Origin of the sequence: Mesorhizobium sp. J8, assembly GCF_016591715.1 — a bacterium.
Lineage (GTDB): Bacteria > Pseudomonadota > Alphaproteobacteria > Rhizobiales > Rhizobiaceae > Mesorhizobium.
In genome coordinates this window covers 225,405-240,255 of record NZ_AP024109.1, presented here as the reverse complement: position 1 = coordinate 240,255, position 14,851 = coordinate 225,405, and the positions used below count along the sequence as shown (strand labels likewise).

The window sequence follows — 14,851 nt, the reverse complement described above, 5'->3', positions numbered from 1 at the left end:
GGCCCTGAGAGAGCCGCCCGTATCGGACGGTTTTCATGTTCTTAAGAGATTCCTGCAAGAAGCCGACGGGATAACGGGCAAGGTTTTCATGCGACGGCTGCTGGCACTGCCGAAGCCATATCTGTTTGTGTTCGCGGTCACATCTATTGCGGCGGTGACACTGGCCTGGCCGGTCGGGAACGCGATCGTCGCACCGGGCCTGGATCCGAACCTTGCCGACAAGGATTTCGCCAACTACTGGCTGGCGTCCCGCTTGTTGCTTTCGGGCAAGGTGCAGGACCTGTTCGGCCCTTGGGATGTCTATTTCGGTCACCTTCGAGAGGCTTTCGGCAGCGAATATCCGTGGCACAATTGGAGCTATCCGCCGCATTTCCTCTTCCTGATCTGGCCGCTCGGATTGTTCGGCTACGAAACCGCGCTCCTGCTTTTTCTGGCGACGACCGGCGTCGCATTTCTGATCGCCTACCGTGCCTTCATCGGCGAGCGCGGTCTCGTTGCGTGGGTCGCCGCACTGCCCTTCATGGTTCTCAACTTCTGGGCGGCCCAGAACGGTTATCTCTGCGCGGCACTCGCGCTCGGCGCGCTGGCACTGCGCGAAAAGAACCCCATCGTTGCCGGCATCCTGCTCGGGCTGCTGACAGCCAAGCCTCAGATCGGCCTGCTGTTTCCGTTCCTCCTGGTAGCCGAGCGACGCTGGAGCGTCATCGCCAGCGCCGTCATAACCACGCTGTTGCTGGTGGTGGCCTCGGCCGCCGTGTTCGGGCTCGATTCGTGGCGCGGCTACATCCAGAACGTCGTGCCGTACCAGAATGCGGTCATGGGACAGCTCCGGGGGCTGTTCCTGGCGATGATGCCCTCTGTCTATGGCGCGCTTCGCAACTGGGACTTCAGTCCGGACCTGGCGCTGATGCTGCATCTCGCGGTGGCCCTGCCCGCCGCGCTAGTCGTGATCACGGCATTCTTCCGGGTCAAGGACGCGCGCGACCGCGACATACTGCTGCTGGTCGCCACATTCATTATCACACCCTATGCCCTGACCTACGATCTCGGATTGCTTGCCGGCGCGCTGGGGCTGATGGCGTCGAGAAAACCGCCATCGCCCGAGAGCGGGGCACGGCTCAGCATCGTCACCTTTGCGATGCTGCTTCCTCTCGCCATGATCCATTTTGGTTTGCTGAAAATTCCACTCGCCACAATCGTCCTGTTCGCGCTCTTCTTTGTGGCATTGCGCGACGCCGGTCTACCGCTTGACCTCCCGCCGCGTGGAAACGCCAAGATGGACGCAGCCCCATAAATGCGCCGCCTGGGCAGCTATGCCAAGGACGGCGCCCCGGAGATTTCAGTCTTCCGGCCTCCCGTCCATATCGACAGCAGCATCCACCCGGCGAGGAACAGCGGGACCACGACGCCGACGCAGTATCCCCCGTGGATGAACAAATGCGCGACGAAAGGCCAGAGCCAGAAGACAGCCAGGATCAGCCTCGGTGGCCTCGAAACCATTGCGGCGAGCATCGCGATGGCCACCGCCACACCGATCGTGTCGTAGGTATAGCCATAGGGCGTGGCCAGGATCGCGAGCACAGCGGTAAGCACCACGCGTTCCTGATGCGAGACAGCGCGGCCCGGCCACCAGAGCCAGATCGCCGCGGCGATGGAAGCGATGGTCGCGACCGCCTGCACGCCATAGGCGGAGGTTACCCCAGCGCCGGCGGCTCTCGCCGTGAAGAACACCGTTATCGCATTGTACTGGTAGGGTTGCGGATAAGGCGCCTCCATGATCGCCGTCATCAAGGGACGGGTTTCGGTCAGGAACAGCCGCCAGACATCGAAGCCGAAGAACAGGCCGGTGGCGACGGCGATCACGGCGCTGGTGCCGACGGCCGCGAGAATTGCCCGCCAATTGCCGCTGGCGAGCAGGCAGAAGGGCACGAGAATGCCGAGATGCGGTTTGATCGTCAGCAGGCCGAACAGAATCCCGGCCAGCAGCGGGCGCCTAGGCGCCACGGCGAGGCCTCCGATCAAGAGTGCGGTGGTCAACGCGCCGTTCTGGCCGAAGACCGAGTTCCAGATAACCGCCGGACTGAGGACAATCGCCAGTTCCAGGGCCGCTCCTAGCTTCAGCGGCCGTATCGCCAGCCACAGACACAGCACGGTCCCAATAGTCCAAATCAGGTAGGCAGGCAGGATCGGCAAGGTGGCAAGCGGAACGCCAACCAGGAGGATGTTCGGCGGGTAGCTCCATTCCTGGTTGGGAAGGTCGGGCGAGAACATGGCGCGCAGCGCCGCGCGGTAGGCGTCCACATCGAAGAGGGTCGCGACATGGCCGTCGATGGCCATGCGAGAGCCGGCCCAGAGATTGGTGAAGTCCCAATATGGGAGCCTGTGCGAAAGTTCGGAAAATCCTCGGTCGTCGAGGTTCCACAGCATGCTCAGGTAGAATTCGGTCATCCACAGCGCGATGATCGACACGACCGTGACGATGGCCACGTCCGAGAGGCTTCGGGTCCTGATCCAGTTCGGTTGCATGGCGACCTCGGTTGCGCAACCGCGGTTGTAGCCCGGGTGTCCTTAAGATCGCGTTGCCCGGTGCCAGGCATCTCAGCCAGGCACCGTCACCCGGCGCAACGTCAGATTGATGCGGCCGCCATTCTTAAGCAAGGCCGAGGTCGCGGGGTAGATGCGATCGACGCCGTGGAAGGCGAGGCGCCCTTCGCCGCCGAGCACGACGACGTCGCCGCTCTTCAGCCTGAACGACTTCGTGGCGCCCTCGCGCGTGGTCTGGCCGACCCGGAACAGGCAGTCGTCGCCCAGCGAGACCGACACGACGGGCGCGTCGAAATCCTTTTCGTCGCGATCCTGGTGCAGGCCCATCTTGGCATCCGCCGTATAGAAATTGATCAGGCAGGCCTCGGGCGGATGCGGGTAGGCCGCAACCTCGCGCCACAATTGCAGCAACGCCTCGGGAATCGGCGGCCAGGGCTCGCCCGTCGCCGGATGCGTCGGCTGGTAACGATAGCCGCGCTCCTTGTCGGTCACCCAGCCGAGCGCGCCGCAATTGGTCATGCGCACGCTCATCTCCTTGCCGGTGCGCGGCATGGCCGGAACGTATAGGGGTGCCACCTGCACGACGCGCCTGATCTCCTCGACCAGCGCTTCCTGGGCGGGGCGCGCGAGGTAGCCCGGCATGTGGCGGACGCCTTTGGGCAGAACGAGCATGGGCGATCCGGTTAATGATGCATTCGATTGGCCAAGCATGCCACCGGCAAAAGAAAACGGCGACCCGAAAGCCGCCGTTTTCCAAATTCAGATGATGTGCCGTTCAGGCCTGATCGACATCCGGTATGCGCAGCACCTGGCCGGGATAGATCTTGTCGGGATGCGTCAGCATCGGCTTGTTGGCCTCGAAGATGATGTTGTTCTTCGCGCCCTTGCCCTTGCCGTAATATTTTTCTGCGATCTTCCAGAGATTGTCGCCCTTCTGGACCGTATAGAATGTCGGTTCCTTGGCTGGCGCAGCCGCCTTGCCGGCCTCGGGCGCGACCTTCAGCTCGTCCGCCTGCACCTTCGACACGCCGAGCGTGTTGCCGACTGCGATCACCGCCTTTTCGAAGACCGACTGGTCCTTGACGGTGCCCTTCAGCACCGCGGTGTCGCCCTGCACGGCAACCTCGACGCCGTCCGTGCCCAGCTTATGCGAATCGAGCTCCTTCTTCAACGTATCGGCGTTTGGCGGGGCCTCGTCGTCGCCGCCGATCCCGAGCTTCTTGCCGACGCCCTTGACGAAATCGAAAATACCCATGGCTGGTCTCCTCGCTGTTGAAGCAACCAGACCTTGCCATCTGCAACCCTGAATTGGAAGCAGCCGATTTCAACCTTGCTGGAGCGGCTCACCGTTCAGGGAACGGCAAACCGATCCATCACTTTGTTTTTGACGCAAATTCCGGACGGAAAACCGCGCTCACTTTTCCTGGAATTGCTCTAATCGCTGTCGACCCGGCCGCGCAACTTCTTCACCGTCGACCGGCCCGCCTTGCTCTTGAGGCGCCGCTCCACGGCGCTTTTGGACGGCCTGGTCTTCTTGCGCGGCGGTGGCGGCGGTTCGGCCGCCTTGGCGATCAACGCCGTCAGCCTGGCCCGCGCATCGCCGCGGTTCTGCTCCTGGGTGCGGAAGCGGCCGGCCTCGATGACGATGACGCCGTCCTTGGTGGCACGCTGGCCGGCAAGCTTGATGGCGCGCTCGCGCACGCGTTCGGACAGACCCGTGGCGTTCGCAGCGTCGAAGCGCAGCTGCACCGCGGTCGCCACCTTGTTGACGTTCTGGCCGCCCGGACCGGACGAGCGGATGAAATCCTCGTGCAGGTCGCCCGGGCGGATAACGGCTTCGCCTGTTATGATGATGTCGTCGTCGCTCGCCATGGAAGCACTCATGACGCGATGGCCGCAAAAAGAAAAGGCCCGGCGCCAAGGAGGCTTCACCGTTTCACGGAAACGGCGAACCCTCCCTGGCTTTCTGTGTTGGCGCAATTCCGGACGGAAAACCGTTCACATTTTCCTGGAATTGCGCTGGCCGGGCCCTGGAGGTAGGGCGATCGAGGCAGCGATTATTCGGCCGCCTCCTGCAGCCGCGGCGCGGCGCCGAGGATGGTTGCGTCGACGTGGCGTTCGAACTTCTCGAAATTGGTCGCGAACATGCCGACCAGCTTGGCGGCCTGGCGGTCATAGGCAGCCTTGTCGGCCCAGGTCGAGCGTGGGTCGAGAATGGCACCGTCGACACCCGGAACGGCAACCGGCACCGCGAAGCCGAAATTGGCGTCGGTGCGGAACTCGGCCGACTTCAGCGAACCGTCGAGCGCGGCGCCCAACAGGGCGCGCGTCACCTTTATCGGCATGCGGCGGCCGGTGCCGTGGGCGCCGCCGGTCCAGCCGGTGTTGACCAGCCAGCAGTCGACACCGTGGCCGGCGATGAGCTCGCGCAGCAGATTGCCGTATTCGGACGGATGGCGCGGCATGAATGGGGCGCCGAAGCAGGTCGAGAAGGTCGCCTCCGGCTCGGTCACGCCCTTTTCCGTGCCCGCGACCTTGGCGGTATAGCCCGACAGGAAGTGGTACATGGCCTGCGCCGGCGTCAGTTTCGCGATCGGCGGCATGACGCCAAAGGCATCCGCCGTCAGCATGATGATGTTCTTCGGGTGGCCGGCGCGGCCGGTCTTCGAGGCATTGGGGATGAAATCCAGCGGGTAGGCGCAGCGCGTGTTCTCGGTGAGGCTGCCGTCGTTGAAGTCCGGAACACGGCCGGCGTCGAGCACGACGTTTTCCAGTACGGTGCCGAAGCGCTGAGTGGTGGCGAAGATCTCAGGCTCCGCCTCGGCCGACAGCCTGATCGTCTTGGCGTAGCAGCCGCCCTCGAAATTGAAGATGCCGTGCGGACCCCAGCCATGCTCGTCGTCACCGATCAATGTGCGCGAGGGATCCGCGGAAAGCGTCGTCTTGCCGGTGCCGGACAGGCCGAAGAACACCGCGGCGTCGCCGTCCGGCCCCTGATTGGCCGAGCAGTGCATCGGCATCACGCCCTTTGCCGGCAGCAGGTAGTTCAGCATGGTGAAGACCGACTTCTTCATCTCGCCGGCATAGGAGGTGCCGCCGATCAGCACGATCTGGCGGGTGAGGTCGACCGCGACCACCGTTTCGGTGCGGGTGCCGTGACGCGCCGGATCGGCGCGGAAGGAGGGCAGGTCGATGATCGTCATCTCCGGCACGAAATGCTCGAGCTCCGCTTCCTCGGGACGGATCAGGAGATTGCGGATGAACAGCGAATGCCAGGCGAATTCGGTGACGACCCGGGTCGGCAACTTCAGCTCGGCGTCGGCGCCGCCGACGAGGTCCTGCACGTAAAGGTCCATGCCGGCCGCATGTGCCCGGAAATCGGCAAGCAGCGTTTCGAATTGCGCCGGCGATATCGCCTTGTTGTTGTCCCACCAGATATGCGGCCCGGCCGCCTCGTCGCGCACGACGAATTTGTCCTTCGGCGAACGGCCGGTGTGTTGACCGGTCTCGGCGACCAGCGCGCCCTGCGCGGTCAACCTCGCCTCGCCGCGGCGGATCGCTTCCTCATAGAGTTCGGCCGCGCCGAAATTGTAGCGCACCATGCCCGTGGTCTTCAGGCCGATCGCGTCGATGGCGCAGTCGGGGTTGCGTTTGCCGGCTTCCGACATCAAATTTCCTCTCTGGATTTGGCCGCATGTGACGGGAGGTTTCCCGGAGCCCGCACCGGGGCTGCCAAGTTCAGAACCAGAAAAGCCAAATGATATCAAATCATTAATCGATTTAAACAATTTGAAAGTTGTTTAAATCGTTTATATGTGCAAAAAACCACAGACGTTGCCCAAAGGATTGGCAGCCTCGGTTCGTCCGATCCCAATACCGGTGCGATGGTGTGTAGCGGCAGGCCGCCCGTGACTCCGGACAGGGCCCGTGCCACATTTTGTACCCAATTTGTCCTGCAAAAGCCCTTTCTCGACGACAGAAGGGACAGCTCATGAGGGAGCCACTTGAAATGGCAACAATCGCGCTTGTCGACGACGACCGCAACATTCTGACCTCGGTGTCGATCGCGCTCGAATCCGAAGGCTATCGGGTCGAAACCTACACCGATGGCGCGTCGGCGCTGGAAGGCTTGGCGGCCCGGCCGCCGAACCTCGCCATCCTCGATATCAAGATGCCGCGCATGGACGGCATGGAGCTGTTGCGCCGCATGCGGCAGAAATCGGATCTGCCGGTGATCTTCCTGACGTCGAAGGACGACGAGATCGACGAATTGTTCGGCCTCAAGATGGGCGCCGACGACTTCATCCGCAAACCATTCTCGCAGCGCCTGCTGGTCGAGCGGGTGCGCGCGGTGCTGCGCCGCACCAGCGCCCGCGAGGCGGCGGCCAAGGCGCCCAGCCAGCAGGCCCGCTCGCTCGAACGCGGCCAGCTGGTGATGGACCAGGAGCGGCACACCTGCACCTGGAAGGGCGAGCCGGTGACGCTGACGGTGACCGAGTTCCTCATCCTGCATTCGCTGGCGCAGCGCCCCGGCGTGGTAAAAAGCCGTGATGCGCTGATGGATTCGGCCTATGATGAACAGGTCTATGTCGACGACCGCACCATCGACAGCCACATCAAGCGGCTGCGCAAGAAGTTCAAGGCCGTCGACGACGACTTCGAGATGATCGAAACCCTTTACGGAGTCGGGTACCGGTTTCGGGAAGCATGAGAGATAGGCAGTAGGGATTAGGCAGTAGGGAATAGTCGGTAGTCAGTTTTAAGTGACACAAGCGGCCACTCATGCGTAGCCGCGATCCCATTTTTCCATTCCCTACTGCCTACTGACTACTCACTAAACAGGGCCTGCTATTCGATGGCAGTGGAAGTAGAGCGAGGCAGACGGGCGGGCGCGGCGAAGCGTCCGCCGCGGATCGTGCCCGCCTTCGTGTCGAAAATAACGGTGCCGATGCGCCGGTTTCTCGGCCACCACATCTTCTCCAGCCTGACGCGGCGCATCCTGTTCCTCAACATGGCCGGCCTTGCCGTGCTGGTCACCGGCATCCTCTATCTCAACACCTTCCGCGACGGGCTGATCGACGCGCGCGTCGAAAGCCTGATGACGCAAGGCGAGATCATCGCCGGCGCGATCGCGGCCTCGGCGACCGTCGAGACCGACTCGATCAGCATCGATCCGGAAAAGCTGCTGGAGCTGCAGGCCGGCGAGAGCCTTGGACCGGGTTCCGACCAGCTCGACAATCTCGATTTCCCGATCAATCCGGAACGCGTCGCGCCGGTGCTCAGGCGCCTGATCTCGCCGACCCGAACACGCGCCCGCATCTATGACCGCGACGCCAACCTTTTGCTCGATTCGCGGCATCTCTATTCGCGCGGCCAGATCCTGCGCTACGACCTGCCGCCGGTCGAGGACGAGCAGCCGGACCTTCTGGAACGGGTCGAGAAATTCATCTTCGACTTCTTCCGCAACAAGGACCTGCCGGTCTACCACGAGCAACCCGGCGGCAACGGCGCGGCCTTCCCGGAAGTGGTCAAGGCGCTGACCGGCAGCCCCTCGACCATCGTGCGGGTGAGCGAGCAGGGCGAGCAGATCGTCTCCGTCGCGGTGCCGATCCAACGCTTCCGCGCGGTGCTCGGCGTCCTGATGCTGTCGACCGAAGGTGGCGACATCGACAAGATCGTCGCGGCCGAGCGCAAGGCGATCCTGCGCGTGTTCGGGGTGGCGGCTCTCGTCACCGCGATCCTGTCGTTGCTTCTGGCGTCCACCATCGCCAATCCGCTGCGCCGGCTTTCCGCCGCAGCCGTCAGGGTGCGGCGCGGCGTGAAGAGCCGCGAGGAAATTCCCGATTTTTCCGATCGTCAGGACGAGATCGGCAATTTGTCCATTGCCGTGCGCGACATGACGAACGCGCTGTACGCGAGGATCGAGGCGATCGAAAGCTTCGCCGCCGATGTCTCGCACGAGCTCAAGAACCCGCTGACTTCGCTGCGCAGCGCGGTCGAAACGCTGCCGCTGGCGAAGAACGATACGTCTCGCGCGCGTCTGATGGAGATCATCCAGCACGACGTGAAGCGGCTCGACAGGTTGATCACCGACATCTCCGACGCCTCCCGCCTCGACGCGGAGCTCGCGCGGGAGGACGCCGGCACCGTCGATTTGAAGAAGTTCATCACCGACCTCGTGGCCGTGTCGCGCGAGACGACGCGCAACAAGAAGGCCGTCGAGATCGAGTTCAAGGCGGCAAAGCTGCCGGCCGGCGCCAAAGGCTTCTTCGTTGTCGGCCATGACCTGCGGATCGGCCAGGTCATCACCAACCTGATCGAGAACGCGCGCTCCTTCGTGCCGGACGAACACGGCCATATCGCGATCTCTCTGGCTCGCGCCGGCAAGTTCAACATCATCACCGTCGACGACAACGGCCCGGGCATCCGGGCCGAGAAGATCGACCGCATCTTCGAGCGCTTCTACACCGACCGACCGGCCGGCGAGGCGTTCGGCCAGAACTCCGGCCTCGGCCTCTCGATCAGCCGCCAGATCGTCGAGGCGCATGGCGGCACGCTGACGGCCGAGAACATCCCCGGGACCAAGCCCGGCGAGATCAAGGGCGCGCGTTTCGTGGTGACGCTGCCGGCGGAAGGCTGACCGCCGAACCGACCATGCCGGACACGAAGCCGCCCCGCAACATCCATGGCACGGCTATCCTGATCGGCGAACGTGGCGTGCTGGTCACCGGGCCTTCCGGTGCCGGCAAGACGACGCTGGCGCTGGCGCTTGTCGATCATTGCCGCAGCCGCGGCATGTTTTCCCGGCTGGTGGGCGACGACCAGTTGTTTTTCGCCGCGCATGGCGGCCGGCTGGTGTGCCGCGCGCCGGCAACCATCGCCGGCCTATGCGAGGTGCACGGCATTGGGCCGCGCCCGCTGGCCTTCGAGCCGGCCGCCGTGATCGATCTGGTGGTTCGGCTCGTCGAGCCGGCCGACGTGGCGCGGCTGCAGGACGAAAGCGCCGAGACGATCGCCGGATGCAGGCTGCCCCGCATCGACGTCGCCCGGCAGAACGTCACGGCCGCGCTGCCCATGCTGATGGCGCGGCTGTCGATCCAGCCTTTTTCATGATCCGCCCGGGGTTTTTTGCTGCGATGCGTCAAAATGGCCCGGGCCGCCGCAATTTTGGGCTTGTCAACCGGCCGTGCGTCGACAAGATAGCGCTCCCGCCGCCTGGAATGGCTGGCGAACATAAGATACGCCTGTGAAGCGGCGATGACGGGAGCCACCAGAGAATGATCGGACTCGTGCTCGTGACGCACGGTCAACTCGCCACCGAGTTCCGGCATGCCGTAGAGCATGTCGTCGGGCCGCAAGACAATTTCGAAACCGTGGCGATCGGCGCCGACGACGACATGGAGCAGCGCCGGGCCGACATCGTCGACGCCGTGGCGCGCGTCGACACCGGCGCCGGCGTCATCGTGCTCACCGACATGTTCGGCGGCACTCCCTCCAACCTCGCCATCTCGGTGATGGAATCCGGCCGCACCGAGGTCATCGCCGGCATGAACCTGCCGATGCTGATCAAGCTCTCCTCGATCCGCAAGGGCGACAACATGGCCGCCGCGCTCGACGAGGCGCAGGCGGCGGGCCGCAAATACATCAACGTCGCCAGCCAGCTCCTGAGCAGCAAATGAACGCATCGGCGCCGCAGACGGACGAGGTGGTGCGGGAGTTCCCGATCATCAACCAGCGCGGCCTGCATGCGCGCGCTTCGGCCAAGTTCGTCCAGGTCGCCAGCGGCTTCAACGCCACCATCCATGTCGAGAAGGACGGCGTGAAGGTCGGCGGCACCTCGATCATGGGCCTTATGATGCTGGCGGCGAGCCCGGGCTATTCGATCCGTGTCATCGCCAGCGGCCCGGAGGCCGTGCCCGCCATGGACGCGTTGGAGCAGCTCGTCGCCTCGCGTTTCGGCGAGGAAATCTAGCTCTCATCCCGCGCCTCCAGGACATGCGCGCATAAAGATTTCTTTATGTCCCATTGTCGTATGGCGACCGATCTGCTAGTCAGGCCGGCAATCGCGCCCTCCCATGCGCCTTCCGGCGGCGGCGCGTCTTTGAGAAAAATTCACACCGGAGCACTGCCATGACGGGTAGCAAGGACTATGTGGTCGCCGATATCTCGCTTGCCGGCTGGGGCCGCAAGGAGATCGAGATCGCCGAAACGGAAATGCCGGGCCTGATGGCCTGCCGCGAGGAGTTCGGCGCCAAGCAACCGCTGAAGGGCGCGCGCATCACCGGCTCGCTGCATATGACCATCCAGACGGCGGTGCTGATCGAGACGCTGAAGGCGCTGGGCGCCGATATCCGCTGGGCCTCCTGCAACATCTTCTCGACGCAGGACCATGCGGCCGCCGCGATCGCCGAGGCCGGCATCCCGGTCTTCGCCGTCAAGGGCGAGTCGCTCGACGATTACTGGAACTACACCGACCGCATCTTCCAGTGGGCCGACGGCGGCACCTCCAACATGATCCTGGACGATGGCGGCGACGCCACGATGTACATCCTGCTCGGCGCGCGCGCCGAGGCCGGCGAGGACGTGCTGTCCAATCCCGGCAGCGAGGAGGAAGAGATCCTGTTCGCCCAGATCAAGAAGCGCCTGAAGGCCTCGCCCGGCTTCTTCACCAAGCAGCGCGAAGCGATCCGCGGCGTCACCGAGGAGACCACCACAGGCGTCAACCGGCTCTACCAGCTGCAGAAGAAGGGCCTGCTGCCCTTCCCGGCGATCAACGTCAACGATTCCGTCACCAAATCGAAATTCGACAACAAATATGGCTGCAAGGAATCGCTGGTCGACGGCATCCGCCGCGGCACCGACACGATGATGGCCGGCAAGGTCGCGGTGGTCTGCGGCTATGGCGACGTCGGCAAGGGCTCGTCGGCCTCGCTGCGCGGCGCCGGCGCCCGCGTCAAGGTCACCGAGGTCGACCCGATCTGCGCGCTGCAGGCCGCCATGGACGGCTATGAGGTGGTGACGCTGGAAGACGCCGCCCCCACCGCAGACATCGTCATCACCACCACCGGCAACAAGGACGTCGTCACGCTCGATCATATGCGGGCGATGAAGGACATGGTGATCGTCGGCAATATCGGCCACTTCGACAATGAGATCCAGGTGGCGTCGCTGCGCAATCTGAAATGGACCAACATCAAGCCGCAGGTCGACCTGATCACCTTCCCGGACGGCAAGCGGATGATTCTTCTCTCCGAAGGACGCCTGCTCAATCTCGGCAATGCCACCGGACATCCGAGCTTCGTCATGTCGGCGTCCTTCACCAACCAGGTGCTGGCGCAGATCGAGCTCTTCACCAAGCACGGCCAGTACCAGAACCAGGTCTATGTGCTGCCCAAGCATCTCGACGAGAAGGTGGCGCGGCTGCATCTCGACAAGCTCGGCGCCAAGCTGACCGAGCTGTCGAGCGAACAGGCCGCTTATATCGGCGTGACCCCGCAGGGCCCGTACAAGCCGGAACACTATCGCTATTAACCAAAGCGAAATTATCTACCAGATATTGACGCCGGGTGGTTGACTTTCCGCCCGGCTTTATTTTTTGCGCCAATGATTCTTCACGCCGATTCCGGCAGGCGTTATTGTTGTGATTCGCGGTCCGGGGACATGTTGGGCCGGGGACGCATTCAGGGCGGTCTTGCATTCAAGCGGCGAAGAGGACCAAGACATGCCGGGGGATTACCCGCCACGCGCGGGAACGGCCGTTTCCGGCGGCCATGAGGATTCGAACAAGGCCCGCCCCGTCGTGAGCGGCGGCGGGTTTCGTGCCGGCTCGCGGCTGGCCTCGCTGCTTGGCGCCTCGGCGCTCGCCGGCCCGCTGCTGGCCTCTGCCGCCCACGCCGAAACGGCCATTCCCGGCAAGGCCGCGGCGTCGTTCGGCACCGTCGAGGTCATGCAGCTGGCCATGTTCGTCGGCGTCATGGGCGCGGCACTTGTCTCGGCCATCTTCCTGATCCGCGAGCGCACGCGCACCGCCTCGCAGAATGTCCAGCTCAGGGCACGCATCGCGGACGTCAACGCGGCGCTGCAGCGTTCCGAGGCGCTGCTCAACCTGCGCGACCAGCGTGTCGTCGTCTGGGCCACGGACAACAAGAAGCCCGAGCTCATCGGCAGCTTGCCGCTGGAAAGCGGCGCGCCGGAAGACAGGTCGGCTTTCCTCGCCTTCGGCCGCTGGCTGATGCCGCGTTCGGCGGCGGCATTGGAGCACGCGGTCACGGCGCTCCGCGAGCAGGCGAAGGCCTTCGATCTGGTCATCGAGACGCAGGCCGGCGTGCCGCTGGAAGTGCATGGCCGCAAGAGCGCGGCGCATGTCCTGGTGCGCTTCGTGTCGCTGTCGGAGACGCTGCGCAACCAGGCCAGGCTGAAGATCGAGAACCAGCGGCTCAGCGCCGACTACGACACGCTGGTCGGCCTGCTCGACGCGTTGAAGATGCCGGCGTGGCTGCGCGCCGCGGACGGACGGTTGCAATGGGTCAACCGCGCCTATGCCGAGGCGGTGGAGGCCGAAAGCCCAGCTGCGGCAGTGCGCGACGCCAAGGAGTTCCTCGGCGGCCAGGCGCGCGAGCAGATCGCCGAGCAACATAAATCGCGCCCGGTCTTCGAACAGACGCTTTCAACGGTGATCGAAGGCGACCGCCGCATGTTCGCGGTCACCGATTTCGCCGGCGCCGACGGCTCGGCCGGGCTTGCCTGCGACACAAGCGCGGCCGAAACGATCCGCGCCGAATATGAGCGCACCGTGCGCAGCCATGCCGACACGCTCGACCAGCTCAACACCGCGGTGGCGATCTTCGATACCGACGAGAAGCTGCGCTTCTTCAACCAGGCCTTCCAGAAGCTCTGGGGGCTCGACTCGGGATTCCTGCTCAGCGCGCCTTCCAACACGCTGCTGCTCGACCGGCTGCGCTCGGAAGGCAGGATCGCCGAGCAGCCGGAGTGGCGGCGCTGGAAGGAGAACCTGCTCAGCGCCTACCGCGCCGTCGAATCGCAGGAGCATTGGTGGCACCTGCCGGACGGCAAGACGATCCGCGTCGTGGCGAACCCGCAGCCAAAGGGCGGCGTCACCTGGGTGTTCGAGAACCTGACCGAGAAGATGGACCTGGAAAGCCGCTACCAGACCGCCGTGCGGGTGCAGGGCGAGACGCTGGACAACCTCGCCGAGGGCGTGGTGGTGTTCGGTCCGGACGGGCGGCTGCGGCTGTCCAATCCGGCCTTCGTCGCGCTGTGGGGGCTGACGGCAGAAGCGGTCAAGCCGAACGTCCATGTCTCGGCGATCCGCGACCTGTGCGACCAGCGCGCCGCGAACAGCCCATGGGGCGGCTTCGTCGCCGCCGTGACCGGCTTCGACGACGAGCGCCGCGACCGCCGCGGCCAGATCGAGCTCGTCAACGGCAACGTGCTGAGCTACGCGGTGATCCACCTGCCCAACGGCCAGGTGATGATCACCTTCGTCGACGTCACCGACACCGTGAATGTCGAACGGGCGCTGAAGGACAGGAACGAAGCGCTGGAGAAATCCGACCAGCTGAAGAACGAATTCGTGCAGCACGTGTCTTATGAGCTGCGCTCGCCGCTGACCAACATCATCGGCTTCACAGAGCTTCTATCGCTGCCCGCGACCGGGCCGCTGACGCCGAAGCAGCGCGAATATGTCGAGCATGTCGGCTCGTCGTCCTCGGTGCTGCTCACCATCGTCAACGATATCCTCGACCTGGCCACCGTCGATGCCGGCATCATGCAGCTCGACATCTCCGAGATGAACATCGACCGGACGATCGCCGCGGCCGCCGAGCTGGTCGCCGACCGGCTGGACGAGCATCAAATCAAGCTCGCGATCGACGCCGCCGAGGCGCCGGCAAGCTTCCATGGCGACGAGACCCGCATCCGCCAGATCCTCTACAACCTGCTCAGCAACGCGGTGAACTATGCACCGGAGGCAAGCACGATCCGGCTTACCTGCCGGCGTCTCACCGACGGGGTCGAGTTCTCGGTGCATGACGACGGTCCCGGCATGCCGCCGGACGTGCTGGAATCGGTCTTCCGCCGCTTCGAGCCGCGCGCCAATGGCGGGCGGCGGCGCGGCGCCGGGCTCGGACTGTCGATCGTCAAGAGCTTCGTCGAACTGCATGGCGGAACCGTGCGCATCGAGACCGGCCAGGACAAGGGCACCACGGTGATCTGCACCTTTCCGGACAAGCCGTCCGGAATCCCGGACACGCCGGCCGGCATCCGCGACGCGGCCGAGTAGCGCGGC

13 protein-coding genes are annotated in these 14,851 nt (G+C 64.4%); 8 read left to right on the top strand and 5 right to left on the bottom strand.

Translation table 11 applies throughout. The features are described from left to right. Positions 1 to 88: 88 nt before the first annotated feature. On the top strand, positions 89 to 1,294 hold the full coding sequence (locus tag MJ8_RS01210; protein WP_201412712.1) for a glycosyltransferase family 87 protein: 1,206 nt from the start codon (positions 89 to 91) through the stop codon (positions 1,292 to 1,294). Between the two features lie 17 nt (positions 1,295 to 1,311). On the opposite strand, the gene MJ8_RS01205 is transcribed toward MJ8_RS01210, so the two are convergent. The 5 genes from MJ8_RS01205 to MJ8_RS01185 all read right to left on the bottom strand — a co-directional run bounded on the left by MJ8_RS01205 (position 1,312) and on the right by MJ8_RS01185 (position 6,212). Continuing rightward, complete coding sequence (locus MJ8_RS01205; protein ID WP_201412711.1) at positions 1,312 to 2,526, bottom strand: glycosyltransferase family 87 protein; 1,215 nt, start codon at positions 2,524 to 2,526, stop codon at positions 1,312 to 1,314. Positions 2,527 to 2,598: 72 nt separating this feature from the next. After that, entirely contained in the window at positions 2,599 to 3,216 is a 618-nt protein-coding gene (locus MJ8_RS01200) for an alpha-ketoglutarate-dependent dioxygenase AlkB family protein (RefSeq protein ID WP_201412710.1), read from the bottom strand. 103 nt (positions 3,217 to 3,319) lie between these two features. Continuing rightward, positions 3,320 to 3,799, bottom strand: coding sequence for a peptidoglycan-binding protein LysM (lysM, locus tag MJ8_RS01195; protein WP_201412709.1), 480 nt, complete (start codon positions 3,797 to 3,799; stop codon positions 3,320 to 3,322). A 179-nt stretch (positions 3,800 to 3,978) separates the two neighbouring features. Continuing rightward, on the bottom strand, positions 3,979 to 4,416 hold the full coding sequence (arfB, locus tag MJ8_RS01190) for an alternative ribosome rescue aminoacyl-tRNA hydrolase ArfB (protein WP_201412708.1): 438 nt from the start codon (positions 4,414 to 4,416) through the stop codon (positions 3,979 to 3,981). Positions 4,417 to 4,601: 185 nt separating this feature from the next. Further along, entirely contained in the window at positions 4,602 to 6,212 is a 1,611-nt protein-coding gene (locus tag MJ8_RS01185) for a phosphoenolpyruvate carboxykinase (RefSeq protein WP_201412707.1), read from the bottom strand. A gap of 341 nt (positions 6,213 to 6,553) precedes the next feature. Between MJ8_RS01185 and MJ8_RS01180 the strand changes: the two genes are divergently transcribed. The 7 genes from MJ8_RS01180 (at position 6,554) to MJ8_RS01150 (ending at position 14,845) form a co-directional block, all read left to right on the top strand. Beyond that, entirely contained in the window at positions 6,554 to 7,255 is a 702-nt protein-coding gene (locus MJ8_RS01180) for a response regulator transcription factor (protein ID WP_006201274.1), read from the top strand. A 144-nt stretch (positions 7,256 to 7,399) separates the two neighbouring features. After that, the gene (locus MJ8_RS01175) at positions 7,400 to 9,184 is read left to right on the top strand and encodes a sensor histidine kinase (protein ID WP_201412706.1); all 1,785 of its coding nucleotides are present in this window, start codon (positions 7,400 to 7,402) and stop codon (positions 9,182 to 9,184) included. Positions 9,185 to 9,198: 14 nt separating this feature from the next. Next, the gene (locus MJ8_RS01170; protein WP_201412705.1) at positions 9,199 to 9,657 is read left to right on the top strand and encodes an HPr kinase/phosphorylase; all 459 of its coding nucleotides are present in this window, start codon (positions 9,199 to 9,201) and stop codon (positions 9,655 to 9,657) included. 164 nt (positions 9,658 to 9,821) lie between these two features. Next, on the top strand, positions 9,822 to 10,223 hold the full coding sequence (locus MJ8_RS01165; RefSeq protein ID WP_027166957.1) for a PTS sugar transporter subunit IIA: 402 nt from the start codon (positions 9,822 to 9,824) through the stop codon (positions 10,221 to 10,223). Then, positions 10,220 to 10,516, top strand: a complete 297-nt coding sequence (locus tag MJ8_RS01160) for an HPr family phosphocarrier protein (RefSeq protein ID WP_095819113.1) — start codon at positions 10,220 to 10,222, stop codon at positions 10,514 to 10,516. Before MJ8_RS01165 ends, MJ8_RS01160 begins: the two co-directional genes overlap by 4 nt. A 158-nt stretch (positions 10,517 to 10,674) precedes the next feature. Next, positions 10,675 to 12,075, top strand: coding sequence for an adenosylhomocysteinase (ahcY, locus tag MJ8_RS01155; RefSeq protein ID WP_201412704.1), 1,401 nt, complete (start codon positions 10,675 to 10,677; stop codon positions 12,073 to 12,075). A 190-nt stretch (positions 12,076 to 12,265) separates the two neighbouring features. Then, a complete protein-coding gene (locus MJ8_RS01150) occupies positions 12,266 to 14,845 on the top strand; it encodes a sensor histidine kinase (protein ID WP_201412703.1) in 2,580 nt (859 codons plus the stop codon). Positions 14,846 to 14,851: the final 6 nt, after the last annotated feature.

Bases quoted from the DNA above. Each gene is read 5' to 3' on its own strand.
- MJ8_RS01210 (WP_201412712.1), top strand. From the start codon at position 89: ATGCGACGGCTGCTGGCACTGCCGAAGCCATATCTGTTTGTGTTCGCG.
- MJ8_RS01205 (WP_201412711.1), bottom strand. From the start codon at position 2,526: ATGCAACCGAACTGGATCAGGACCCGAAGCCTCTCGGACGTGGCCATC.
- MJ8_RS01200 (WP_201412710.1), bottom strand. From the start codon at position 3,216: ATGCTCGTTCTGCCCAAAGGCGTCCGCCACATGCCGGGCTACCTCGCG.
- lysM (WP_201412709.1), bottom strand. From the start codon at position 3,799: ATGGGTATTTTCGATTTCGTCAAGGGCGTCGGCAAGAAGCTCGGGATC.
- arfB (WP_201412708.1), bottom strand. From the start codon at position 4,416: ATGGCGAGCGACGACGACATCATCATAACAGGCGAAGCCGTTATCCGC.
- MJ8_RS01185 (WP_201412707.1), bottom strand. From the start codon at position 6,212: ATGTCGGAAGCCGGCAAACGCAACCCCGACTGCGCCATCGACGCGATC.
- MJ8_RS01180 (WP_006201274.1), top strand. From the start codon at position 6,554: ATGGCAACAATCGCGCTTGTCGACGACGACCGCAACATTCTGACCTCG.
- MJ8_RS01175 (WP_201412706.1), top strand. From the start codon at position 7,400: ATGGCAGTGGAAGTAGAGCGAGGCAGACGGGCGGGCGCGGCGAAGCGT.
- MJ8_RS01170 (WP_201412705.1), top strand. From the start codon at position 9,199: ATGCCGGACACGAAGCCGCCCCGCAACATCCATGGCACGGCTATCCTG.
- MJ8_RS01165 (WP_027166957.1), top strand. From the start codon at position 9,822: ATGATCGGACTCGTGCTCGTGACGCACGGTCAACTCGCCACCGAGTTC.
- MJ8_RS01160 (WP_095819113.1), top strand. From the start codon at position 10,220: ATGAACGCATCGGCGCCGCAGACGGACGAGGTGGTGCGGGAGTTCCCG.
- ahcY (WP_201412704.1), top strand. From the start codon at position 10,675: ATGACGGGTAGCAAGGACTATGTGGTCGCCGATATCTCGCTTGCCGGC.
- MJ8_RS01150 (WP_201412703.1), top strand. From the start codon at position 12,266: ATGCCGGGGGATTACCCGCCACGCGCGGGAACGGCCGTTTCCGGCGGC.